The sequence below is a fragment of the Streptomyces sp. NPDC033136 genome (genome assembly GCF_055578235.1).
This window is the reverse complement of the sequence record NZ_JBVIPD010000019.1, coordinates 55,545-78,712: the sequence shown is the minus strand read 5'-3', so window position 1 is coordinate 78,712 and position 23,168 is coordinate 55,545. Positions and strand designations below refer to the sequence as shown.

17 protein-coding genes and 1 pseudogene are annotated in these 23,168 nt (G+C 70.9%); 8 read left to right on the top strand and 10 right to left on the bottom strand.

Annotation, left to right across the window (positions count from 1 at the left end):
- The first annotated feature begins 224 nt into the window (after window positions 1–224).
- Window positions 225–2,336, top strand: coding sequence for an autotransporter-associated beta strand repeat-containing protein (locus tag ACZ5TL_RS28900; protein ID WP_468593447.1), 2,112 nt, complete (start codon window positions 225–227; stop codon window positions 2,334–2,336).
- A gap of 68 nt (window positions 2,337–2,404) precedes the next feature.
- Here ACZ5TL_RS28900 and ACZ5TL_RS28895 read toward each other — a convergent pair whose 3' ends face one another.
- Complete coding sequence (locus ACZ5TL_RS28895) at window positions 2,405–3,451, bottom strand: ArsR/SmtB family transcription factor (protein ID WP_468593446.1); 1,047 nt, start codon at window positions 3,449–3,451, stop codon at window positions 2,405–2,407.
- Window positions 3,452–3,768: 317 nt separating this feature from the next.
- On the opposite strand from ACZ5TL_RS28895, the gene ACZ5TL_RS28890 reads away from it, so the two are divergent.
- Window positions 3,769–4,149 (top strand): peptidase inhibitor family I36 protein, encoded by a 381-nt coding sequence (locus ACZ5TL_RS28890; protein ID WP_468593527.1) that lies wholly within the window; start codon window positions 3,769–3,771, stop codon window positions 4,147–4,149.
- 95 nt (window positions 4,150–4,244) lie between these two features.
- Window positions 4,245–5,228, top strand: a complete 984-nt coding sequence (locus ACZ5TL_RS28885) for a hypothetical protein (protein ID WP_468593445.1) — start codon at window positions 4,245–4,247, stop codon at window positions 5,226–5,228.
- Between the two features lie 156 nt (window positions 5,229–5,384).
- Here ACZ5TL_RS28885 and ACZ5TL_RS28880 read toward each other — a convergent pair whose 3' ends face one another.
- Complete coding sequence (locus ACZ5TL_RS28880; RefSeq protein ID WP_468593443.1) at window positions 5,385–6,776, bottom strand: amino acid permease; 1,392 nt, start codon at window positions 6,774–6,776, stop codon at window positions 5,385–5,387.
- Window positions 6,777–6,908: 132 nt separating this feature from the next.
- Here ACZ5TL_RS28880 and mmuM point away from each other — a divergent pair, with 132 nt between their 5' ends.
- Window positions 6,909–7,820 (top strand): homocysteine S-methyltransferase, encoded by a 912-nt coding sequence (gene mmuM / locus ACZ5TL_RS28875; RefSeq protein WP_468593441.1) that lies wholly within the window; start codon window positions 6,909–6,911, stop codon window positions 7,818–7,820.
- A 116-nt stretch (window positions 7,821–7,936) separates the two neighbouring features.
- Here the strand turns inward: mmuM and ACZ5TL_RS28870 are convergent, their stop codons facing one another.
- Complete coding sequence (locus ACZ5TL_RS28870) at window positions 7,937–8,746, bottom strand: class I SAM-dependent methyltransferase (protein WP_468593440.1); 810 nt, start codon at window positions 8,744–8,746, stop codon at window positions 7,937–7,939.
- 356 nt (window positions 8,747–9,102) lie between these two features.
- Here ACZ5TL_RS28870 and ACZ5TL_RS28865 point away from each other — a divergent pair, with 356 nt between their 5' ends.
- Window positions 9,103–10,188, top strand: a complete 1,086-nt coding sequence (locus tag ACZ5TL_RS28865; RefSeq protein ID WP_468593438.1) for a LacI family DNA-binding transcriptional regulator — start codon at window positions 9,103–9,105, stop codon at window positions 10,186–10,188.
- 10 nt (window positions 10,189–10,198) lie between these two features.
- Here the strand turns inward: ACZ5TL_RS28865 and ACZ5TL_RS28860 are convergent, their stop codons facing one another.
- Together ACZ5TL_RS28860 and ACZ5TL_RS28855 are read right to left on the bottom strand one after the other, a co-directional pair.
- Window positions 10,199–11,011, bottom strand: a complete 813-nt coding sequence (locus tag ACZ5TL_RS28860) for a MerR family transcriptional regulator (RefSeq protein WP_468593526.1) — start codon at window positions 11,009–11,011, stop codon at window positions 10,199–10,201.
- A 37-nt stretch (window positions 11,012–11,048) separates the two neighbouring features.
- Window positions 11,049–11,276, bottom strand: a pseudogene (locus tag ACZ5TL_RS28855) (ATP-binding protein); the annotation flags it as partial.
- On the opposite strand from ACZ5TL_RS28855, the gene ACZ5TL_RS28850 reads away from it, so the two are divergent.
- Window positions 11,270–11,464 (top strand): DUF397 domain-containing protein, encoded by a 195-nt coding sequence (locus ACZ5TL_RS28850; protein ID WP_468593525.1) that lies wholly within the window; start codon window positions 11,270–11,272, stop codon window positions 11,462–11,464. The pseudogene ACZ5TL_RS28855 and the gene ACZ5TL_RS28850 sit on opposite strands and share 7 nt — an antisense overlap.
- Here the strand turns inward: ACZ5TL_RS28850 and ACZ5TL_RS28845 are convergent.
- The 5 genes from ACZ5TL_RS28845 to ACZ5TL_RS28825 all read right to left on the bottom strand — a co-directional run bounded on the left by ACZ5TL_RS28845 (window position 11,412) and on the right by ACZ5TL_RS28825 (window position 19,837).
- The gene (locus ACZ5TL_RS28845; RefSeq protein WP_468593436.1) at window positions 11,412–12,956 is read right to left on the bottom strand and encodes a carboxylesterase/lipase family protein; all 1,545 of its coding nucleotides are present in this window, start codon (window positions 12,954–12,956) and stop codon (window positions 11,412–11,414) included. The two genes, ACZ5TL_RS28850 and ACZ5TL_RS28845, sit on opposite strands and share 53 nt — an antisense overlap.
- 123 nt (window positions 12,957–13,079) lie before the next feature.
- Window positions 13,080–14,330 carry an alginate lyase family protein gene (locus ACZ5TL_RS28840; protein ID WP_468593435.1) on the bottom strand — a complete coding sequence of 417 codons (1,251 nt, stop codon included), beginning with the start codon at window positions 14,328–14,330 and terminating at the stop codon, window positions 13,080–13,082.
- Between the two features lie 25 nt (window positions 14,331–14,355).
- Window positions 14,356–17,685 carry an alginate lyase family protein gene (locus ACZ5TL_RS28835; protein ID WP_468593434.1) on the bottom strand — a complete coding sequence of 1,110 codons (3,330 nt, stop codon included), beginning with the start codon at window positions 17,683–17,685 and terminating at the stop codon, window positions 14,356–14,358.
- A gap of 14 nt (window positions 17,686–17,699) precedes the next feature.
- The gene (locus ACZ5TL_RS28830) at window positions 17,700–19,481 is read right to left on the bottom strand and encodes a putative Ig domain-containing protein (protein WP_468593433.1); all 1,782 of its coding nucleotides are present in this window, start codon (window positions 19,479–19,481) and stop codon (window positions 17,700–17,702) included.
- Window positions 19,482–19,492: 11 nt separating this feature from the next.
- The gene (locus tag ACZ5TL_RS28825; protein ID WP_468593432.1) at window positions 19,493–19,837 is read right to left on the bottom strand and encodes a hypothetical protein; all 345 of its coding nucleotides are present in this window, start codon (window positions 19,835–19,837) and stop codon (window positions 19,493–19,495) included.
- Between the two features lie 641 nt (window positions 19,838–20,478).
- Between ACZ5TL_RS28825 and ACZ5TL_RS28820 the strand changes: the two genes are divergently transcribed.
- Both ACZ5TL_RS28820 and ACZ5TL_RS28815 read left to right on the top strand, forming a co-directional pair.
- Window positions 20,479–21,492: a hydroxyacid dehydrogenase gene (locus ACZ5TL_RS28820; RefSeq protein WP_468593431.1), complete on the top strand. Its 1,014-nt coding sequence runs from the start codon at window positions 20,479–20,481 to the stop codon at window positions 21,490–21,492.
- A gap of 356 nt (window positions 21,493–21,848) precedes the next feature.
- Entirely contained in the window at window positions 21,849–22,937 is a 1,089-nt protein-coding gene (locus ACZ5TL_RS28815) for a LacI family DNA-binding transcriptional regulator (protein WP_468593430.1), read from the top strand.
- Window positions 22,938–23,168 lie beyond the last annotated feature (231 nt).

The window sequence follows — 23,168 nt, the reverse complement described above, 5'->3', positions numbered from 1 at the left end:
CGGCGCGGCACCACGGCGCGACACCACGGCGGGGCACCACGGCGCTGCGTCAGCAGGGGATCGGGTACTTCTCCCGACGCACGCGGTCGTGGATTCCGCGCAGCCACGGCTCACGGACGGCGGGCAGGCTGGCCAGGGTGGCGAGAAAGACGCGCGCGACGGGGCCCCGCTCGGACGCACCCGATTTTCTGTTATCGGCGGGGGCGCGGCCCGTCTCCGATCACGTGCGCAGCCTCACCCACACCACAGCAGCCGCCGCGGGCGTCCTCGCGGCCATCGCCTCCCTGCTCTCCGCTCCCCCGGCGGCGGCCGCCGGTCCCCGGGACGTCACCGCCGACGTACTGGCCGACCGGGACGTGACGCTCACCGGCGACACGGTCGTCGCCGTGCCGCCCGGGACGACGACGTACGACGGCGTGTTCCGGGGCGAGGGCACGCTCACGGTGCGCGGCAGCGGCACGCTGATCCTCACCAAGGACAGCGACTTCACGCTCCCGGAGTCCCGGCGGCGTCAGCGGGTGCGGACGCTCGGCGGGAACCACCCGTACGTCACCGTCAGCAACCCCGACCCGCCGGCGGTCACGGTCGAGCGCGGCGCGACGCTCCAGTACGGCGACGGCGGTACGACGGGGCTGATCGGCCATTTCCCGTACAACACCCCGGCGTTCCGCCTCAACCAGGACAACATCCGGGTCGACGGCACCCTGCGGCTGTCGCTGAAGAGCGCCTACAACCTGGGTACCGTCAGCGGCTCCGGCCTGATCACGCAGCCCCGCTTCCTCTGGGGCACCTGGGACCTGTCGGGCACGCACTCCTTCTCGGGGGTGATCGACAACGGCACCCAGCTGAACGCGGGCCGCCCGGAGTACGCGACCTCGCTGCCGAACGTCCGCAAGGTCCTCAATCAGGGCACCTGGACCGTCGACACGCCCCTGGGCCAAACGGTCACGATGGGCATGGACTTCTACCAGCGCGAGTACGGCAGCGACATCAACGTACAGTCGCGGCCCGGCAGCAAGGTGGTCCTGACCGGCCAGTACAGCTGGTCGGACCAGGGCGGCGACGGCGATCCCTCGCTCAGCGACCCGGCCCGCAACTGGACGCCCGCCCGCAAGAACGTCAACAAGCGCGGCACCAACATCAAGGGCGCGAACGTCCAGTGGGGCGACGGCACCACGAACAGGATCTTCATGCCGGGCACCGCCGAGACGGTCTACATCAACCTCCTGGCCGCCCGCTCCCGTTCCCGCCTCACCTTCGACTACAACGGCCCGGTGACGCTCGGCGCCCCCATCGGCGGCGGCAGGTTCCACGACACCCTCTCGGCCCCCGGCGCCGGTGACATCGTCATCGCCGGAACCCCCGGCAACGACGTGACCTTCGCGGCCGTCCAGTACTACGACGGCTCGACGACGGTGGAGAAGGGGGCGGTGCTGCGGCTGGGCAGCGGGAAGCGCGGCGGGGACGGCGGACTGTACACGGCAGGCGCCCGCTACAAGATCGTCAACGACGGCTCGCTCATACTCCGCAACACGAACCGGCCCCTCACCCTCTCCCGCATCAGCGGCAGCGGTTCACTCACCCAGTCGGGAGCCGCCACGACGACACTGACGGGTCCCGCCGTCACCTATACCGGGACGACCACCGTCTCCCAGGGCACGCTGGCCCTGCGCAAGGGCGCCACTCTCACGCGCAGCAAGGCGATTCGGCTCACGGCGGCCGGGGCACGGCTGGACACGGGCCTGGCGGGCCTGCGCGTCGCGACCACGCTCACCGGCAAGGGCACGGTCGCGGGAGCGGTGACGAACGAAGGTGTCGTCAGCACCGGCCTCACCGTGAACGGCGCCTACACGCAGCGCCCGAAGGGCACCCTGGTCCTGCGCGGCAAGCCGCTGAAGGTGACGGGGACGGTACGGCTGGCAGGGGACCTGGACGTGTCGGCCGTGGGAAGCCGGGGCAAACCCGCTCGTGAGATCACCGTCCTCGACCACCAGGGCGACGGCAGGATCTCGGGAACGTTCAAGGGGCTGCGGCAGGGCGCCCGCCTGAAACTCGGCGACACCACCTACCGCATCGACTACCGGGCGGGAGACGGCAACGACGTCGCCCTGACGGCCGGAGCCACCCCGAGTCCCTCCCCCACCGTGCCCGAGGCGTCCTCGTCCGGCGCCGTGACACCCAGGAGCACCGGCGCGTCGGACAACGTCGGCTTCGGCTGGTGGCCGTACGCACTCGGGCTGGCCCTCGTCGTCAGCCTCGCCCTGCCGATGGCGACGGGACGTGGCCGGGGCCGGCGTCGCGGCGGTCGGCATGCCTCCGTGCAGACATCGAAGTGAGCTCGGTAGCCGTGGAGCGTCTCGCGAGAAGTGTCTTGACCGGCCTCATGACCAAGCATTCACGGCGTTCACGCCTGCTTCGTCGCTTCCCTGCCCGCTCGTAGTACGGCGGCTCCGGCGGGAGTGAGCGTATGGAGGACGCTCGCCCCGCAGCGGTTGCTGGTGATCAGCCCTGCCGCCCGCAGGGCTGTGGCACATCTGCTGGCGGACGCGGCGGAGATGCCGACCGCCCGTGCGATCTCGCCGTTCGTGGCTCCGACCGCCGCGGCGCACAGCACGCCGGCCCGGGCGCGGCCGAGCAACCCGGTCAGGGCCGCCGGGAAATCGGGCGGGCCGACGGCGTGCCGGGCGCCCCGCGTTCCCGGTGAGTCCGGCGAGCCCAGCGGTGGAGCCGACGGCTCGTGGCGCAGCGGGTAGACCAGGACGGGAGGCAGTCGCGGATCGGCGAGAGTGGTCGGACTGTTCCAGCAGAAGTACGACGGGACGAGTGTCAGTCCGCGGCCGTTCAGATGCAGGTCCCGGTCTTCGGACGGAAAGTCGACATGAAGGACGGATCGACGCCAGCGCATGGCGGGACCGAGACCTGTCAGCAGCCCCTCGACGCCGCCGTCGAGGAGGGCCCGACACCGCATCGCCCGCTCGGCTTCGACGCGGGCCTGGATCCGTTCGCCATAGGGGGCGATGGCGGCATGGTGGTAGGCGCGGATCGCCCGCACAAGTTCCTCCCGTGTCTCCCGCTCCGCGAGCCGTGGGGCCCAGGAGGGGGCTCCCACGACGCGGTCCAGGCGCGCCACCTCCGCCAGGACCCGGCGCGGCGGGGTCGCGAGGAGGGCCTCAAGGCCGGTGTCAAGTCCCTCCATCGACTCGGCCGGGGTCAGGAAGTCGGGGAAGTAGGACGCCCTGGGGAACATGGGCAGCAGGATCTCGCGGAGTACACGCTCAAGCCCTCTCTCCTCCAGACGGGCTCGGGTGGCTCTGTGCCACTCCGCATAGGCCCAGCGTCCTTTCCGCGTCTGGAAACGATGCAGACTGGCGGTGATCTCCCAGAGCGGATTCGGTGATCCACCAAGTCGTGTGCGGGCTAAATCGACGTCCGTGAAATGGATGCGGAGCATTCCACTCCCCCTCAATGACCTCGGCTTTTTCACCCAGATGGAACATCATTGCCCAGTCTGTCACCTCTGGGCAATGCTGGAACAGAAAGCTGATGACATCCGTGCGCACCGTGACCTGATCAGAGACACATGCGTATCGGTCAAGCGCACGAATCAGCCAGCGAAAGAGCGAATGGCCGAAATCACCCAAGCCGAAGGGGAGGATTATGAAGCGAATATTGGCCGTGGCGGCAGGAGCCGTGCTGACCATGGGAGGTATGGCCGGTACGTCCGCGGCCAGTTCGGCGAACGGTTCCAGCGGTACGTCCGTAGCCGTGATGCCCACCAGCGTGAAGGTGGCCGCGGCGCCGGCCGGCTGCAACTCGGGGAACCTCTGCTTCTGGAACGGCGAGAACTACACGGGCGCCGGGCCGGGTCAGCTGTCCGGCAGGAACTCGGACTGGTCGGCCTTCCGCCAGAGTGCCTGTCCCAACGGAACCTGGGACAACTGCGCTTCCTCGGTCTACAACAACGGCGTCAGCTGCAAGGCCGTCGTGTGGACCGGCAAGAACTACACCGGGGGCTTCTACTCCCTGTCCCGGGGCTCCGGTGAGACCCAGCTGGCGTCCTCGCACAACAACGCCTTCTCGTCCAACAGCTGGATTTCCCCCAGCAACACCACCACGTCCACCTGCGGTGGCCCGAACCCCTACGGCTGACCGGATCCGACGGTGCCCGCCGGGCAACCGGCGGGCACCGTCGCGCGTCACACACACCTGCAGCGCGTCTACGAAGGAGCAGTGAGGGCAGCGGCATGGCGCACGGTCGGACCGTCAAGAGAAGCGTGCTTTCCTCCGGTGTCGCAGCGGGGGTGCTCGCGCTGGCGGCTTGCACGTCTGTCGGGGGCAGTGACGCGAACGAGGACAGCCCCGCATCCAGCCTCACTCGAGCGGAGCTCGACCTGCTCACCCAGTCCGGGGACTACACCCGGGACGAGGCCGTGCTCTACCACGCGGAGACGAAGCTCATCGCGGCATGCATGACGGACAGGGGCTTCCGCTACAAGGTCGACGAGTTCGTTCCGTCTTCCGGCTCCTATCAGGAACGTCAGCTGAACCTGGGCGAGCGGCGCACTGCCGGGTACGGGCTCCACCGTGAGTACGCCGCCAAAAGATCATCTGACTCCTCCACTTCCTCTGCTTCTCCGGCAACCGGGAACCGCGCCAAATCCCTGACGAACGACCAATACGTCGCGCGGCTGCCCGCAAAGAAAGCGGCGGCGTACATGCGCGCCTTGCGCGGAGGGGAAACCGACCTCCGCGAAATGCGGTTCGACAAGGAGAGAGCGATCACCTTCTCGGAGGTGGGATGTGAAGCGGAGAGCCGCAAGAAGCTGTTCGGTGAACTGGACGACTGGGCCGCGGCGACCTACATACCCCAGAACCTCAACAGCTCGCTCACGGACAACGTGACAGAAGACGCGAAGTACGCCGCTGTGATACGGAGCTGGAAGAAGTGCATGGCCGAAAAGGGGTACCAGTACCGGACACCCGACGAGGCGGCCGAGCAGCTGAAGGCGGAGTACCAGAGGCAAGGGGCGACGGAAGGCCTTCGGCGGCGCGAGATCGACGTGGCGGTGGCCGACGGCACGTGCGCGGAGCGGCTTCACATCCCCTCGGTCGTCCTGTCACTGAGGAAGCAGTACGCGGGCTCACTCCCAGAACCCGACAAGAGCCGTCTGCGGCAGGCCGCCGAGATCTGGAGGACCGCACTCGGCCGGGCCGGGGCACTCGGCTGAGACCCGGGGACCGCATGCTGAGCAAGGTCAGAAACACTCACCAAGGCCACGAAACGGGAGTACAGCCGCTTCAAGCCGGAGCGGCCGGTGCCCTCCCGCCACTGCACCGGCCGTGCGGCCTTCCGGCCGGCCGCGATGACCAGCCGGCGCAGGAGACTAGCCTGCCGCCTCCCGCCGCCCCCGCAGCCACACGTACACCGGGATCCCGGCGAAGAGGAACAGCACCCCCTGGTACACAGCCGCGTATCCGGCGCCCGCGATCAGCCAGAAGGAGAAGCCGAAGGAGAGGGCCGCGACGGTCAGGTCGCGGGCCAGGCCTGCGGGGCGGACGCGTTCGCGGGTGCCGCGGGCCAGCCAGTACAGCTGGGCCGCCGCCGACAGCAGGTACGGCACGCAGCCGGTGAACGTGGTGATCAGGACGAGGACGCGGAACGTGGTGTCCGGGCCCGCCGTGTAGTTGAGGGCGATGAGGAGCGTGCCGAGGATCGCGCAGGCCCAGACGCCGAAGCCGGGGACGCCGCCCTTGCCGAGGCGGGCGAAGGGCGCGGGGAAGAGACCGTCACGCGCGGCGGCGTACGGCATCTGCGCGGCCATGAGGATCCAGCCGTTGAGGCAGCCGGTGATCGAGGCGACCGCGACCAGGGCGATGGCGACGCCACCCCAGCCGCCGCCGGTCATCGCGTTGACGGCGTCGGCGAACGGGGCGCCGGAGCCGACGAGTTCGCTGTGCGGGACGAGGCCGAAGACGGCGACCGTGCCGAGGATGTAGACCAGGGCCGAGGCCAGCGTGCCGAGGACGCTCGCCCGGCCGACCGTGCGCTCCGGGTCGCGGACCTCGCCCGCGCTGACGGCGGCCGACTCGACCCCGAGGAAGCTGTAGAGCAGCAGCGCGGCCGAGGCGGCCAGCGCGCCGGAGACGCTCTGGCCGGAGGCGTTGAACGGGCCGAAGTTGTCCACGTCGACGAAGAACAAGCCGACCGTGGCGAGCAGGAGCAGCGGGACGAACTTCAGGACCGTGGAGACGACCTGCACCGTGCCGACCCACCGGGTGCCCGCGAAGTTCGCGGCGGCGGGCAGCCAGAGAGCGGCCATGGCGACGGCGGCCTGGAGGACGTGGTTGCCGTGCAGGGGTATCAGGACGTCGACGTAGCCGACGACCGCGACGGCCAGGGCGGCGATGCTGACCCAGCACATCGTCCAGTACGACCAGGCCGACAGGAACCCGGCGAACTCGCCGAACGCGTCCCGCGGGTAGACGTACAACCCCCCGGTGACCGGGCTGCGCCGCGCCAGCTTGCCGAAGAGCAGCGCGAGCAGCACCGCGCCGACCGAGAGCACCAGGAAGGCGAGCAGGCTGATCGTGCCGTAGGGGGCGACGGTGGCGGGCAGGGCGAAGATGCCGCCGCCGATGATGTTGCCCATGACGAGGGCCGTGGCGGCGGCGAGGCCGAAGGTCCGGCGGGGAGCGGGTGCCGGGGCGGCGCCGTCGGCAGTGGCCTTGGCCGGTTCGGCGGGTTCGGCGGCCTCGGCGGGGGTGGGGACGGTCATGGGTGTTCCTGTACGAGCGGGGGTGAGGAGGGCCGTGATCGTAACCCGTCGTCCCACATGCTGGTCGACCTGTTCACTCACTGGACACCATCGGCTGGGGTCCGCCGCCGGGTCTCGGTTACGGTCGTCCGTATGACCAGCACTCTCACCCTCGCCGAAGCCCTCTCCGCCGGGACGGTCGTCCTCGACGGCGGCATGTCCAACCAGCTCGAGTCGGCCGGGCACGACCTGAGCGACGACCTGTGGTCGGCGCGGCTGCTGGCGGAACAGCCGGAGGCGGTCACCGAGGCGCATCTCGCCTACTTCCGGGCGGGTGCGGACGTGGCGATCACGGCCAGCTACCAGGCCACGTTCGAGGGCTTCGCCCAGCGCGGGATCGACCACGACCGGGCGGCCGAACTCATGGCGCTCAGCGTGGAGTCGGCCCGGGACGCGGCCCGGCTCGCACGCGTCCCCCGCCCGCTGTGGGTGGCGGCCTCGGCCGGCCCCTACGGGGCGATGCTCGCGGACGGCTCCGAGTACCGGGGCCGCTACGGGCTGACGGTGGACGAGCTGGAGCGTTTCCACCGGCCGCGTCTGGAGGTGCTGGCCGCGGCCCGTCCCGACGTCCTCGCCCTGGAGACGGTCCCCGATGCCGACGAGGCAGCGGCCCTGCTGCGGGCCGTGCGCGGGCTCGGGGTGCCGGCCTGGCTGACGTACTCCGTCGCCGGTGGCCGCACGCGGGCCGGGCAGCCGCTGGAGGAGGCCTTCGCCCTGGCCGCCGAGGCGGACGAGGTGATCGCGGTCGGTGTGAACTGCTGCGCGCCCGAGGACGTGGACGCCGCCGCCGCGACCGCGGCCCGCGTCACCGGCAAGCCGGTCGTCGTCTACCCCAACAGCGGCGAGACCTGGAACGCCGACGCCCGCGCCTGGACGGGCCGTTCCACCTTCAGCGCCGACCAGGTGAAGGGCTGGCAGCAGTCCGGAGCACGGCTGATCGGCGGCTGCTGCCGGGTGGGCCCGGAGGCGATCGCGGGCATCGCGGGGACGCTGGGGGCGGCATAGGGCCGTGAGTGGGTGAGGTGCGGAAACCGCCGCTGGGATTGGCAGGAGGGCTTGCGGTGGGAGCATCGAGGTGCTCCGCGGGATGAGTAAGGCGTCACACGGTGCCTGCGGAGCTGTCAGCCTGCCAGCCGAGCTTTCCAGATCTCCTCGCTGGGCCATTGCTGGGCCCAGTCGGCGGAAACTTCTTCGTAGTCCCGCGCAGACCGGGGTGCCTGAATCTCAATCAGGTCCTCAACGACGAAGTCGCAGGCCCGCAGCAGACGGAGCATCTCACCGTGCGGCAGGACGAACTCCACGTGATTCCCCCAGTCCAGCCGCGTCAGGCCGAACTGGCCGCGGGACAGAGTGGTGGATGCCGGTCCCTCGGGCGGTACACACAGCGCGAACAGCGGTGAGTAGCGCGAGAACACCAGGTGGCCTCCGGGGACGAGAAGCCGGGCTGCCTCCGGGATCCACTGGTAGGGGTCGCACCACAGCGAGACGCCAAACTCGCTGATCGCCAGGCCGAACGTGTTGTCCTCGTAGGGCACCTTCTCAGCGTTGCCCAGGACAAGGGGGAAGTCGATGCCGAACTCCGCCTGCATCTCGCGAGCAGTGGCGAGCTGCTTCTCCGAGAGGTCGATCCCGACCGGGTGGGCTCCCGCTCTGGCCAGCCAAGCGGAAACGTAGGCAGTGCCGCAGCCCAACTCAATGGTGCGCATCCCGTCGATACCATCGGGAAGCACGGAAACCTGCGACTCGGGGGTGGCCCACAGTCCCCAGTACGGTTCCATCTGCGCCCAGTGATCACGGGCGAGCGGCCCGTGCCACGCAGCCGCCTCGTCATCCCAGAAGCGTCGATTCTGCTCCACATGGTCTGCCGGGCCGTCATGAGTCATGGAGGCATTCGATCGAAGACGCTGCTGTTCCGGCAACGGAATTTCCACGGCGCCAGACTCCCTCGAGACGCGCGACTGGCACGACGGCCAGGCAGGCACCACCACCTGCGGCGCACATCGCTCACAGTGCCGAGACAGCGGCGGCCGGCGGGTTCCCGCCCAGCCCGCACGCCAAGCTCGCCGGCCCCACCTTCCAGGAACGGCTCGACACCCAACCCTGACCCGGCCGCCGGTCGGCCGGTCTCCGCGACCGAGCGCCCCGGGCCCATCGACACCGGTCCGCGCACACCACTCCTCCCCTCCCCTCCTCACTGCTAGCCTCCGTCCAGGGAACCGGTTGCCACGGCGTTGCCGCAGTTCCCGAGGGGTGGGCGCGGACCGGCGCCCGGAGAGACGAGGCAGTCATGACGAGGAAGAGCGGGGACACGAGCCGCAGCACCATCCGGGACGTGGCGGCCCGCGCAGGGGTCTCGGCGTCGACGGTGTCGCGGGTGCTCGGCGGCGTGTACCCGGTGAGCGCGGCGACCCGCGGGCGCGTGATGCGGGCGGTCCGCGAGCTGGACTACGTCGCGGACGCGCGGGCGAAGGCCATCGCGGGCGTCGGCACGCCCACACTCGCGTTCGTGCTGGAGGACATCACCGGCCCGTCGTTCGCGCACATGGCACACGGCGTCGAACGCGAGGCGACCCGCCTCGGCCACCTCTGCCTGGTGTGCAGCACGGAGGGCGACGTCCGGCACGAGTTGGAGTTCGTCGAGATGATGCGCGCCCAGCGCGCCGCCGCCGTGATCCTGGTCGGCGGCACCGCCGACACCCCCGAGTACCGCGAACGCACCCACCGCATGGCCGACTCCCTCGCCTCGGCCGGTTCCCGCCTGGTCCTCTGCGGCAGACCGCCACTGGATCCGGGCGCACCGGTGACGGTCATCGAGTACGACAACGAGGGCGGCGCCTACACCCTGGTCGCCCACGTCCTCGCCCAGGGCCACCGCCGGGTGCTGTTCCTCGGCGGCCGGGCGGACCACACCACGGCCCTGGGGCGTGAACGGGGCTATCTCGCGGCCCATCGGGGCCGGGGCCTGGCCCCCGACCCGTCCCTCCTCCTGCACGGCGACTTCACCCGTGACGCGGGCCACCGCCTCATGCAGCAAGCACTCAAGGACGACCTCGACTTCACGGCCGTCGTGGCCGCCACCGACATGGTCGCGGCGGGCGCCCTCACCGCCCTGCACGAGGCGGGCCTGTCGGTGCCGGGTGACGTCTCCCTGGCCGGCTACGACGACATCTCCTTCGCCCGCGACCTGCACCCCGCCCTGACGACGGTCCACGTCCCCTACGAGGAACTCGGCCGCCTCGCCGTCCGCACGGCCCTCGAACGCACGCCGGGCGCACCGGCCGAACACCTGCTGCTGGGCACGCACGTGGTGGTGCGGGACTCGGTGGGACCGCCGTCGGCCCGCCGGGCCCTGTCGCCGGGATCAACTCCGTGATCCACAGCACTCAGCGGCGAGCGACCGGTTCTTGCAGCTCGGTCACCGAGTGGTCGCCGCAGTGGGGGCACGAGAGGGTCACCTCGTGGGTGGGGCCGACCGACGTGTAGCCATGGGCGTCGATCCAGCGGGCGAGCGCCTGGACGCTGGGAATGACCTGTTCCATCGGGCCGTCATGCACCAGCGTCGCCACCTCCGCCGCCGGCAGTTCCACCACCGCGAAGTCCTGCGAAGGGTCTGGTTCGGCGTCGACGGGGATGGACGCGTGCACCGTCACCGGCCCGTCGAGGTTCTCGTAGTAGGCGACGGCCGCGCCGCTCGCCCGGAGCCCGGCGGCCTGCATCCGGCTCCACAGCTCCTCGTAGAGCGGGGCGATCACCGGGGTGATGAACCGCGGCTCGAAGCTCTCCACCACGGCCGTCAGCTCCGCCACACGCATCGCCGGGACCTGCTTGATCACCACGTCGTCGAACGACATCTGTCCCTCACTCTCGATGACCCGGAGCCTCGCCTCGACCTGCGCCAGCCGGGCGGCGTCGGCCGCCATGGCCGACTCCAGCTCCGCACGCCGCAACCGCAACATGCCGCGCAGCTCCGTCGCGTCCACCTGCTCGTCGAGGATGGCGCGCACCTGTTCGAGCGTGAAGCCCAGCTCCTTGAGGGCGATGACGCGGTTGAGCCGAGCCAGTTGGTCGGCTTCGTAGGACCGGTAGCCGGTGTGCGGATCGACGTGGGCGGGGCGCAGGAGCCCCACGGCGTCGTAGTGGCGCAGCATGCGAACCGACACGCCGCCGTACTTGGCGAATGCTCCGATACTGAACATGACGTCGTCCACTTCACTGGCTGACACGGTGTGAGGGTCAATCCCGGCCGCCCTCGAGCTCGCACCACACGATCTTGCCCGGGCACCTCGCCCCCACGCCCCACTTGTCCGCCAGCTCCGGCACCAGCAACAGGCCCCGCCCGCCCTCGCAGGGCTCCTGGACGTCCTGCCGCGGCAGCACCGGCACGCCGTCACCGCTGTCGTGCACCTCGACCCGCACGCCGCCGTCCTCGCCGTACGGCACCAGCCTCAGCAGGAATCCACGGCATCGAAGTCGCCTACCACTGGCGCAAGTCCAGCTACAGCGGCAGCGAGGGCGGCAACTGCGTTGAGATAGCCCCCCACCCCACCGCCATCCACATCCGCGACAGCAAGACCCCCTCCACCCCCCACCTCACCATCACCCCCGCCACCTGGACCGCCTTCCTGTCGTCACTGGCTCCTCAGGAGTGACGTCGGCGGCGTCGGTCGCCCAGAGGGCGAGTTCGCGGTCGCGGGGTCCGTACGCCGTGTAGGCCACGCCGTTCTCGGCGTCCGGTGCGCGGTCCCCGAAGACGCGCACCGGGTGGGTGGCGTCCCAGCGTTCCCAGCCCGGGTCGCCGTCCGTCGCGAACCGCACCCACGCCGTGTGCATCGCGTCGGCCAGCTCCTGCGGCGCGCCCTCCCCCGCCAGTTTCCGGGACTCCGGGACCTCCCCGGTGTCGAAGACGAAGCCGAGCTCCAGCGCGTGGCAGGAGCCGAGGTCGGGGAGGTTCGAGGGCCAGGCGAACTCGTAGACGTACGAGGGTTCCGTACGGGCGTCGGCCAGGTGGTGCAGGGGGATGCGGAGGAGGCGGTCGGTGACGAGCTGGCCGACGATGTCCGCCGTGCTCGCCTCGGGGTGCAGGGCGCGGTAGCCGCGCGGGACCTCGCTGCCGCAGTGGCAGCGGGCCATGGCGCCCGCGAAGGCGACGGCTCCGAGGCGGTCGAGGCGGTCCAGGAGGCCGCCCGGGACCAGCCACAGCCGGTACTCGTCGCGGGTCCAGCCCGTCATCAGCTCGACGCCCGGGGCGGCGCCGCCCTCCGTGAGGGCCTGAAGGGGGTCGCGCGGGACGGTGTCGCCGTCGATGACGATGCCGAAGGCGGGGCCGCCGAGCACCGGGCTGCTGAGCTTGCCCACCTCGGACTGGGTGTGCAGGAGCAGGTCGCGGTCGACGGCGGCGAAGGCCTCGGCGGTGGCGGGGATCTTCAGCCGGGAGGCCATCCGGCGCACCATCCGCCGGACCTTGGCCCGCTCGGACGCCTCGGGCGGCCCGCTCTGCAGGACCGCCCGCCGGACCAGTCCCTGGGTCTGCGGGGCGGCGATGAGGGCGCCGATGCTGATCGCGCCGGCGGACTGGCCGAAGAGGGTGATGCGGCCGGGGTCGCCGCCGAAGGCCTCGATGGCCTCGTACACCCAGGTCAGGGCGGCGATCTGGTCGCGCAGGCCGGGGTTCGGAGGGGTGTCCGGGAACAGTCCGTAGCCTTCGACGCCCAGCCGGTAGTTGATCGAGACGCAGACGACGCCGTCGCGGGCGAAGGCATGGCCGTCGTACACGGGGACGGCGGACGAGCCCCTGGTCAGGGCGCCGCCGTGGATCCAGACGAGGACGGGGAGGCGGACGCCGGGGTCCGGTTGCGGGGTCCAGATGTTGAGGTTGAGGCAGTCGTCGCCGGGGAGGACCGGGTCGGACAGGTACGGGGCGAAGGCGTCGGAGTACGGGGGTTTCGGCGGGGTGGGGCCGAAGGCGGCGGCGTCGCGGACGCCGTCCCAGGGCGGGAGGGGTACGGGCGGGCGGAAGCGGCGGGGGCCGAAGGGGGGCGCCGCGTACGGGATGCCGCGGAACACCGCGACTCCCCGCTCGTACCTGCCGCGTACGGCCCCGTACGGGCTCCTGACCACGGGATCCGTCCGGCCTGCCGTCATACGCCCACCAGCCCTTCGCCGCGCTCGTGCACCGGTGCTACCAGAGCACCTCATGGTCCACCGGTATTCCGGTGCACGAGCCGGCTTGACCGCTATTCGGCGGACTCCTGGGCTACGGACACGCTATTTGGCGTACATCAGCGTGCCGAACCCGAGCTGGTCGAAGCCGCCGCTGGTGGTGCCGTAGTCGCCTCCCCCGCCCTCGGCGGGGACGGAGAAGCACATCTGGGCGATGTACCTGTCGTCGAGGAGCAGGCGGCGCCCGTAGTGGTAGTGGAGCATGGCCCACACCGGGCGGGGCTGGCCGCGGGAGACGGAACTGATCGCGGTGTGCGACTGCTGGGAGCAGTTCTGGCCGCTGCCCCAGGTGTAGGTGGTGAAGGGCACGTTCATGTTCAGGTTGTACTTGGCGACGTACTGGGCGGCCTTCATGAAGCGGCGGCCGTCGTACGAGTAGAGGTCCTCTCCCTGGTTCCAGGCCATCTCGCAGATCGCGCCCATCTGGCCCATGCCCATGATGGTGTGGCCCTGGTCGCGGCCGGACTCCTGCCACTGGCCGAGGTCGTAGCCCTCGACGCCCGGGTGCAGGAACGGCACCGCGCGCCGGATCTGGCCGTTGCCGCCGCCGTTCTTGAAGTAGTTGACGGCCTGGTCGTACTTTGCGCCGTCGTCGCACAGGATCCCGATGGCCATGACCGAGGCCATGTTGCACAGGTCCCAGTTGGCCCAGTAGTTGGTGATGCAGGCGTCGTTGTGGTTGGTCAGGAAGCTGTTGTTCAGCGGGTAGAACACGTTCAGCATCATCTGCTTGAACTTGTTCAGGTCGAACCCGGCGTAGCCGCGCATGAGTTCGGCGGCGTTGGCGAACTGCCAGCCGTAGATGCCCGCGGCGAGGTACCGGTCGGCGGTGCCTTGGATGGACGTGAGCGTGTTCGCCCAGGCGTTGAGGATGCGCACGGCGCAGTCGCCGTTCGCGGCGGTGCCGGCGATCTGCCAGCGCAGGGCGTTCTGGTAGGCGGCGGCGATGTCGTTGTAGAGGAGCGAGTAGTTCTCGGGGGTGCCCGAGCCCCGGTAGACGACGGACTGCGGCCTGGCGGTCCAGGTGGACTGGGAGTGGGAGTTCTCCCTCAGTTTGTTCCAGCCGGACAGCCAGGGGTTGTCGCCGGCGGCGACCCGGACCTTGGCCCGGTTGATGTCGCCCCAGTTGTGCAGCATGCCGGGGTGGGTGAAGGTCGCCGGGGCCGCGTCCGCCGTGGTGGCGGTGGCGGTGGCGCCGAGGGCAACAGCCGCGGTGAGGCCGCCGGCGGTCTTGAGCAGACCGCGGCGGCTCACTGCGCCGCCCTCGTGGTGCGTGTGGGGGGAAGTGCGGCTCATGCGGTGCGTCTCCAATCCAGGAGGATTACATGGGGGTGATGCTCACCTCGTCGAACTCGGTGGTGCTGCGGGTCAGGGGGCTGCGGGAACAGACCACGAGGCCCACGTAGTAGGGGGCGTCACCAAAGCCGGGGATGTCTCCCTCGGCGAGGGGGGTCCAGGTGGCGCCGTCATCGGACGAGACGGATGCGGTGAAGTGCGTCCCGGTGCGCTTCAGCCGCAGCAGGCAGGGAGCGGTGACCGCCCCGTTGCCCGTGAACGTGGACCGGCCGGCGACAGCCATGCGCAGCATCAGCTGGGCGCTCGTGCCGCCGGTGACGATCGCCCCGGCCGCCTGGTCGAACGGCGACAGGGACTTGGCCATGAGCAGGCCGACCCGGTCGCCGGTGGCTCCGGCGCGGGAGATCAGACGGGCGGTGACCTCGCAGTCGCCGGTGACGGGCCGTCGTACGAACTGACCCGTCATGCCCTGGTTGTTGACGGTGAGGTCGGTCCCGGCGCCCCGCACCACGAAGGTCCCGTCCTGGTGGGAGGTGCTGCCGGGGGTGCGGACGACGGCCACGCCGAAGGTGGCGAAGGCGCGGTCGTCATGGACCACGTCGCCGAGGTCGCCGTAGGTCCAGGGCTCGGGCGGCGGGGTGCCGACCGTGAGGGTGAGGGCGCCGGTGGCGGCTCCGGCGGCGTTGCCCGCGGTGGTGGTGACCTTGAACTCGCCCGTCTGCGTGGGTGTTCCGGAGATCAGGCCGGTGTGCGGGTCGACGCGCAGGCCGTCGGGCAGGCCCTTGGCGGTGAAGCGGACGGGCTCGTGCGTGGCTCGCAGCACGTGCCGGAACTCGTCGCCCCTGTTCGCGAACGCCGTGGTGGCGGAGGTGAGTTCGGGGACGGAGGGCTTGGGCATGGTGGCCGAGGCGGGTGCCGAGCGCGGGCTCTTGCCGCCCGCGTTCGTCTTGGCGACGGCGTAGTGGTATGTCGTGCCGGGCGTGCCGGTGGCGTCGGTGTACCGGATGCGGGTGCCGAAGCCGACCGGGCCGACGTCCTTGGCGAGGGGGCGGTAGGGGCCGTCCGCGCTCTCGGCGCGCAGCACGGTGTAGCGGGCGGCCGGGTCCGGGTCGGTCCAGGCCAGTTCGACGGCGTCGGCGCCGGTGGCCGCGCTCAGCCCGGTCGCGGTGCGGGCGGGGCGGGGCACCGACCAGACCTCGCTGGTCGCGGCGGTGACGGTGACGTTGTCGAAGGCGCCGGTGCCGGTCTCGGCGTACTCCTCGTCCACACCGAGGCAGGAGGTGAGGACGAGACCCGCGTACGCGGTGTGCGGCAGGCCGTCGACCTCGGTGCGACCGACTTCCGTCCACCGTGTGCCGTCGGGTGAGATCTCCCCGGTGCACCACCGCCCCTTCCGGGTCAGCCGCACCCAGTACGGTTCGCGCAGCCGGTAGCCGTCGCCCGCGCCCTCGACGTACGGCGCCTGAAGCGGGGTGGCCGACTCGGGCAGGGCGCCGAGGTCGGAGATCGGGAAGGACGCCTTGGCGGTGATCATCTCCTGCTGGGACGGCGGCACGGGGGTGCTGCCGGTGGCGGAGATCCGGGCCCCGGCCGTCGGGCGCACGGTCCACACGCCGCTCCACGTGTGCAGCGGCAGCCCCTGGAGCAGCATGGCCGCGTGTGCCGCGTCCGCGTCCAGGCCCGCCCGCACGGTGACGCCGATCTTGGAGTACTGCGAGCTGAGCGGGAACACGATCCGCGCGGTGACCGTGCCGTCGCCGCGCAGCGGCAGGTACGCCATGCGGTAGGTGTCGGCGGTGCCGGAGGCCTCCAGCACGAACCGCTCGCCGTCGAACACGGCCGAGCCGGGAGTCTTCACGCCTCCGATGTCCCGGGTCGACCAGGGCTCGGGGAGCCCGGCGGCCGCCGATGCCCAGGCCGAACGGGGGCTCTTGCCTCGGGAGTTGGCAGCGCTGACGGTGTAGTAGTAGGTACGGCCCGCGCGGACGCCGCGGTCGGTGTACGTGGGCTTCGAGACGCCGGAGGCGACGGTCTCGTACGGCCCGTCGGGGCGGGTGGCCCGGCGTACGGTGTAGCCGCTCGCCCAGGCGGACGGCAGCCAGAACACGGTGACCGCCCGGTCCGCGCCGGTCGCCGTGACGCCCGAGGGCGCCGTCGGCGCGCTCGGCGCGGCGGCCTTCGTACCGGCGTAGGTGAGGGTGCCCCAGCCGGGGTGGTCCTCGTGATAGCGCTCGGTCACGCGGGTGCCGTCCGGGCCGCGGAAGACGGCCTTCTGGGTGTACGGCGCGGACATGCCGAGACGGCCCGCGTAGTGCGCGTACCCCATCTCCCACACCGGCCGGAACGCCCCGCGCTGCCGGTCGGAGACGGCCGTCTTGACGTACTTGCCGGTGCGGTCGAGGTCGGGCGTGAACGGAACCGAGTCGTCGCCGAGGTTGTAGCGGGCGAAGTACTCGAAGTTGGCGAGGATCCGGCTCTCGGCGAAGCCGTACAGGTCCACGCCCTGCTGCCAGGCGACCTCGGCCGCGTCGGCGAGCAGGCCGATGGCGAGCTGCTCGTGCGCCTGGTCGCGGCCCGATTCCTGGCCCTGTCCGGTGGCGCTGACGACGCGGTGCAGCACGGAGCCGTTGCCGGCGCCGGTGGCGGCGAACCGCAGGGCGTCCTCGAACATCACGGGGTGGTCGCAGAAGACGGCGATGGCGAGGATGGTGCGCAGCGCGGCGAGGTCCCAGTTGCCGTTGGCGTACAGGCAGTAGCCGGACAGGGCCGGGTACCAGACGTCGGTGAAGGAGCGCTCGCAGCGGCTGATGGAGTCCTCGGGCCAGCCGTCGTAGCCGGAGTGCCGCAGGATCTCGGCGGCGTTGACGAGCTTGAAGCCCTGGATCCCGGCCCCGAGCTGTCCGTCGGCGCCGGTGATGCCGGTGAGGGAGGCGGCCCAGACGTCGAGGATGTCGCGTGCCTTGTCGGCGTGCCGGACGTCGCCGGTGATCGCCCACATCAGGGCGTTCTGGTAGGCGGCGGCCGCGTCGGTGACGGCCTGGCCGGTGTTGTCGGTGGGGCCGCGACCCCAGGTGCGGATCTGTCCGGTGTTGCGGACGCCGTAGGTGTGCTGGGAGCGGGAGTCGGCGGCCAGGGCCGCGAATCCGGTGGCGATCGGGGTGTTCCCGGCGGCGACCGCGGACCGCATGCGGTCCAGGTCGGCGCGGGAGTGCAGCAGTCCGGGATGGGTGAAGGCGTACGCCTGCTCGGCGGTCTGGGCCCAGGCGGGCGCGGCGACGGCGGACAGCAGTCCGCCCGCGGCCACGCCCGCGAGCCCCGCGGCGCCGAGGAACGTCCGTCGGTTGAGGGGTTGCACGGATGACTCCTGGCTTACGCGTTCTGGACGGTGAGCTTGACGGACCGGGTCGCCGTACCGGCGGTGTTGGTGGCCTTGACGGTGACCGTGTAGCTGCCGGGGACCTGCGGGATGCCGGAGATCAAGCCGGTCTTCTCATCGATCGTCAGGCCCTTGGGCAGTTCCTCGGCGGCGAACGAGGTCGGCAGCGCGCTCGCGGTGATCAGGTGGTTGAAGACCTGCTGCTTGACGGCCGTCGCCGTGCCCGCGCTGGTGATCTCGGGCTTCTCCGTGGAGGCGGCGGTGGCCGCGTCGAGGAAGCGGAGGTTCTTCACGTGCTCGTTGGCGAACGCCGGCACCATGTCGGTGGTCAGGTACCAGCCGGGCTTGCGCATCTTGTCGTGGACGACCGTGCCGTTGATGTCCAGGTTCTGGAAGGTGAGGTTCTTGATGGGGTTGTCCGCGTCGTAGCCGGTCAGGATCGCCATGGTGGCGTGCGTGCCGTTGTAGGAGAGGTTGCGGACGTAGACGTCCTCGATGCCGCGGCCGTGTGCGGCGTTGTACCGGTTGGCCATGACCCGCATGTTGATCAGCTGGCCCCAGGTGAAGTCCTCCACCCGGACGTCCTGGATGCGGATGTTGCGGATGAGGTTGCTGTCGCCGGGGTTGAGGGCGAAGCAACCCTGGTAGAGGACCTGCGGCTCGCGGTGCTGGAGGACGTCGATGTTGCTGAAGACGATGTTCTCGATGGTCTCCGGCTTCTCCGGGTTGCCGTGGGTGCCCATGTTCATCGGGTGTGCGACGTCGGCCCAGAGGGTGGAGTCGCGGACGGTGACGTTGCGGCAGTCGCCGTAGTAGTCCCAGCGGTGGGCGTAGATCGCGATGCAGTCGTCGCTGTTGCGCATCCACACGCCCTCGATCAGGACGTCCTCGCTGCTGAACACGTCGATGCCGTCGCCCCACTGGCCGCTGCTGTAGGAGTGCAGGTTGCGGACGGTGACCTGCTTGGACTGGCCGATGGTGCAGGAGTAGCCGGACTTCGGGTTGAGGACGAGGATGCCGTCGATCTCGATGTTCCTGGAGAACGCCACCAGGGTGGCGGCTTCCGAGTTCCAGATGATGCCCCGGCCGAGCAGGCGGGCGTTCTCCACCTTCACGAACTCCACCCGGGCGTTGAGCACCGCGCCGCCGGCCAGGTACACCGTCTTGCCGCTGGGCACCTTCACCACGCCGCCCGCGGGGGTGTGCAGGCCCGGGCCGAAGTAGATGACGTCAGGGTCCTCCTGCTCGGGCCGCGTCATCTCGATGGGGTTGGCGTGCAGTTGCAGGTTGCCGTAGAGGTCGCCGTCGATCTCGACGGAGAGGTTGCGCGGCTCGGTGAGACTGAAGGTGATGGTGTCGCCGCTGACCTCGTGCCGGATGTCGTACGACAGCGGGCGGATCCGAGCGGAGGGGATGGTGCCCTTGGACCAGGTGACCTGCACTTCCACGGTGCCGGCGAAGTCGAGGTTGGCCACCGAGGTGGGGCGGATGGTGCCGCTGCCGGTCTTCTCGTTGATGGTCTTCGTGGTGGCGCGCAGGACGGGCACCGGCTTCCACTGGCCCCCGGGCGTACGGGCCTTGACGACAAAGGTGGTGTTGATCGGCAGTGCGCCCGGGACGGGGTGGATGACCAGCCGGTCGGCGGCCTCCGGTCTGTCGTCCGCCGCGGCGGCGGTGCCGGCTGCCGTGCCGATCAGGGAGTAGGCGGCCGCGGCGGCCCCCGCGGCCTGGATGACGGTGCGCCGGGTCAGGCCGGTGCCCTGAATGTTGTTCATGGCCAAGTTCCTTACGGTGCGGAGAAGTGGCTGCCGCCGGCGGCGGCGGTGAGGTTCATGAGGAGGACGCCGCGTAACAGGCCGGGCGGGTCGCCGTGGGTGAGCATCGCGGTCAGCGGGGTGAGGACGTGCCCGACGACGGTGGCCCGGACGCCGAGTTCCGTCCGGGCCTGCTGGACCAGCTCCGGAGAGACGTCGTCGGAATTGGCCATCAGCGTGACGCTCTCGCCCCTGCCGGTCGCGGCGACGGCCGTCCGCGGGGCGCAGCCGCTCAGCGCCGTGGCACCGACCGCGGCACCCGGCGCGAGCAGGACGAGGAAACGGCGGCTCCGGGAAGCACCGGCATCTGGGTGCACGAACGCACCACCTCCTCGCTGTTCCGGCCTGCTGAGGCAACCGGTTGCTTTGCGTGGGGCAGAGCTTCTTGCCGTCGAGGGGGCGCGTCAAGGGTCTTGACGCGTTTTCGAAAAGACTGTGCACCCTCGGCGTCATCAGCGATGAGCGTCGGTGAGTTCCGTTTCCGGCCGCCACGAACAAGCCACTGGCGGGTCACGGACCGCCCTGACCAGGGGCGCCCGGGATCTCGCCTCGGCAGCACGCTCAGGAACCGGTTGCCAAAGTGGCCATCCGGGTCGTCAGAGGTTTGGCCATCCGGGCGCTCGGGTGCCTGCGGGGTGCACAGCCGGGCTCCACCGCCGCATGCCGAAGCCCTGGTAATCGATTTCCAGAAGATGCTCATGTCGCGCCGGCCCGAGAGCGTGCCGAGCGGCCCCGAGAGGTGGCGGGTCCGGTGCGCCCCTCACAGCCGCACGTGCCTGGTTCTCCCTCTCCGCCGGTTCGTTCGACGTCACGACGTGGGGATTCAGGCCGTCGCCCGGGAAACCGGTGCCCTCGGCCGTCACCCCGGCCCTGCCGATTGACCGCCGCTTCCCGGCGGACCTACGGTAGAAGACGCTTTCTGAAACAGTTTCCGTCCTCCCTCTGCTCCAGGAGAGTCATGCCCAGCCCTCAGCTGCCGCGGGCCGTGTTCGCGATGGACCCGGTACACCTCCCGCTGCTCTTCCCTCCGCCGCTGATGGAGCGGCTGAGGCGCACGGCCGACATCGACCCCGGGTTGGTCGTGCGGGACTTCACCGATCCGGCCGCGGCCGGCGCCCTGGCCTCCGCCGAGGTGCTGATCACCGGCTGGGGCTGCCCGCATCTGGACGCCGGCGCCCTCGCGGCGGCCCCGAAGCTGGACGCCGTCCTGCACGCGGCCGGCTCCGTGCGCTCCCTGGTCGGCGACGCCCTGTGGGAGCGCGGCGTGAAGGTCTCCAGCGCGGTGACGGGCAACGCCGTGCCCGTGGCGGAGTACACGCTCGCGATGATCCTGCTCGCGGGCAAGGACGCCTTCGACCACCGCGAGCGCTTCCGCCGCACGCACGCCTACCCGGGCCCCGCTCAGACCGCCCCGACCGGCAACCTCGGCCGCCGGGTCGGTGTCATCGGCGCGTCCCGTGTGGGCCGTCGGCTGCTGGAGCTGCTGCGGCCGTTCGACCTCACCGTCCTGCTGCACGACCCCTACGTGAGCCCGGCCGAGGCCGCCGCCCTCGGTGCCGAGTCACTGTCGCTGGAGGACCTGCTCGGACACAGCGACATCGTGAGTCTGCACGCCCCCGACATCCCGGAGACCCACCACATGCTCGACCGCGACCGGCTCGCCCTGGTGCGGGACGGCGGCGTGCTCATCAACACCGCCCGTGGCGCGCTCGTCGACCACGAGGCGCTCGCCGACGAGCTGGTCTCCGGCCGGCTCAGCGCGGTCCTCGACGTCACGGACCCGGAGCCGCTGCCGGCCGGTTCCCCGCTGTACCAGCTGCCCAACGTGTTCCTCACACCGCACATCGCCGGCTCCCTGGGCAACGAGCTGGAGCGGCTCGGCCGCATCGTCGTCGAGGAACTGGAGCGTTTGGCGGCGGGCCTGCCGCCGGTCCACGAGGTGCGGCACGCGGATCTCGCACGGGTGGCGTGACGGTTCGGCGAGGCAGGCTGCCGGGGCCGCCGGCGCGGTAGCGCCTCCGGTCCGTGTCGCGGCGTGCGTACGCCTGGTCAGCCGGTGCGTCCGGCCCTGGTCACGACCGCGTGTCCGGCCTCGCCACGGCAGCGCCTTCTGGTCCACGGCAAGGCGGAGCCTCCTGATCCGCGCCACGGCGGCGCGCACGGGCCCGCACTCCAGCCGAACGCCCTGGTCCGCGCACGTCGGGCAGGCCCCTCAGCCCGCCGTCCACAAGCCCTCCAGCCTGGAGTAACGATGGGATACGGTTTCCGCACGGGTGGGGGCGCAGCCCCGGCGCCGGATCGGGCCACGACGGTGAAGGAGCCGCAAGGGTGAGTCAGCGCAAGGCGACGAGTGACGCCGGACGGGCGACGATTCGCGACGTCGCGGAGCGAGCCGGCGTCTCCGTGGCCAGCGTCTCCCGGGTACTGTCCGGCAACTATCCGGTCTCCGAGGAGCTGCGCCGCCGGGTGATGAAGGTCGTCCGGGACCTGGACTACGTCACCAACGCCCACGCCCGTTCGCTGGCCGGGGGCGGCACACCGACGGTGGCGATCCTCATCAACAACATCACCGGCGCCGCGTTCGCCCACGTCGCCAAGGGCGTAGAGGGCGCCGCCACGCTGCGCGGCTGGCTCTCCCTGGTCGGCACCACCGGCGACGACCCGGAGCGCGAGCTGGCCCTGGTGAACCTGATGCGCCAGCAGGGCGTGGCCGCCGTGATCCTGCTCGGCGGCGCGTACGACTACGACGAGTACCAGCTGCGCATGGCCCGCTTCGCCCGCTCCCTGGACGCGGCCGGCTCCCATCTCGTCCTGGTGGGCAGGCCCCCGCTGGAGGGCGATGTCCCGGCGACCACGGTCGACTACGACAACGAGGGCGGCGCCTACGCGATGGCCAGCCACCTGCTGTCGGCCGGCCACCGCAAGGTGCTGGTGCTGCCGGGTCACGCCGAACTCACCACCGCGCAGGGCCGGCTGCGGGGCGCCCGGCGTGCCTTCGAGGCGTACGGGGTGTCCTTCGAACCGGGCCTGGTGCGGCACGGGCCGTACGACTACGAGCACGGTTACGAGGCCGTGGAGGACAGTCTGCGCGAGGGCCCGGACTTCACCGCGGTGCTCGCCGGGACGGACGTGGTCGCCGCGGGCGCCATGCAGGCCCTGCGCGCGAAGGGCCTGCGGGTACCCGAGGACGTCTCGATCGTCGGCTACGACGACATCCCGCTCGCCTCACAGCTCACTCCCCAGCTGACCACCGTGCACGTGCCGTACGAGGAGATGGGCCGCGTCGCGCTGCGCGCGGTCGCCGACCGCCGCGAGGGCGGCGGAGGCCGCCGCAAGGGCGGCGACGGCGAGCACCTGGTGCTGGGCACCCATGTCGTCGTACGCCACTCGGTGCAGCCGCCCGCCCCGCGCGAGTAACGCACGACTGTCGTTACGTAAACGGTTACCCGAGGATTACCACCACCCCGCGGAGTCTTCGGAGACAGCCTGACGAACCCAGGCCCGGCTTGCTTTCTAATGCGCTGACCTGCGCGTATTCCGTTCGCGTCGCCGACATGGCGACGCGCGCCCGCGGATGGCTCCACGGACGATCCGCCGTAACGAATTCCCCCGTGCCTCTTGATATGGCGCGAACATCTCGCCTACCGT

Bases quoted from the DNA above. Each gene is read 5' to 3' on its own strand.
- ACZ5TL_RS28895 (WP_468593446.1), bottom strand. From the start codon at position 3,451: ATGCTCCGCATCCATTTCACGGACGTCGATTTAGCCCGCACACGACTT.
- ACZ5TL_RS28890 (WP_468593527.1), top strand. From the start codon at position 3,769: ATGCCCACCAGCGTGAAGGTGGCCGCGGCGCCGGCCGGCTGCAACTCG.
- ACZ5TL_RS28885 (WP_468593445.1), top strand. From the start codon at position 4,245: ATGGCGCACGGTCGGACCGTCAAGAGAAGCGTGCTTTCCTCCGGTGTC.
- ACZ5TL_RS28880 (WP_468593443.1), bottom strand. From the start codon at position 6,776: ATGACCGTCCCCACCCCCGCCGAGGCCGCCGAACCCGCCGAACCGGCC.
- mmuM (WP_468593441.1), top strand. From the start codon at position 6,909: ATGACCAGCACTCTCACCCTCGCCGAAGCCCTCTCCGCCGGGACGGTC.
- ACZ5TL_RS28865 (WP_468593438.1), top strand. From the start codon at position 9,103: ATGACGAGGAAGAGCGGGGACACGAGCCGCAGCACCATCCGGGACGTG.
- ACZ5TL_RS28860 (WP_468593526.1), bottom strand. From the start codon at position 11,011: ATGTTCAGTATCGGAGCATTCGCCAAGTACGGCGGCGTGTCGGTTCGC.
- ACZ5TL_RS28845 (WP_468593436.1), bottom strand. From the start codon at position 12,956: ATGACGGCAGGCCGGACGGATCCCGTGGTCAGGAGCCCGTACGGGGCC.
- ACZ5TL_RS28840 (WP_468593435.1), bottom strand. From the start codon at position 14,330: ATGAGCCGCACTTCCCCCCACACGCACCACGAGGGCGGCGCAGTGAGC.
- ACZ5TL_RS28830 (WP_468593433.1), bottom strand. From the start codon at position 19,481: ATGAACAACATTCAGGGCACCGGCCTGACCCGGCGCACCGTCATCCAG.
- ACZ5TL_RS28820 (WP_468593431.1), top strand. From the start codon at position 20,479: ATGCCCAGCCCTCAGCTGCCGCGGGCCGTGTTCGCGATGGACCCGGTA.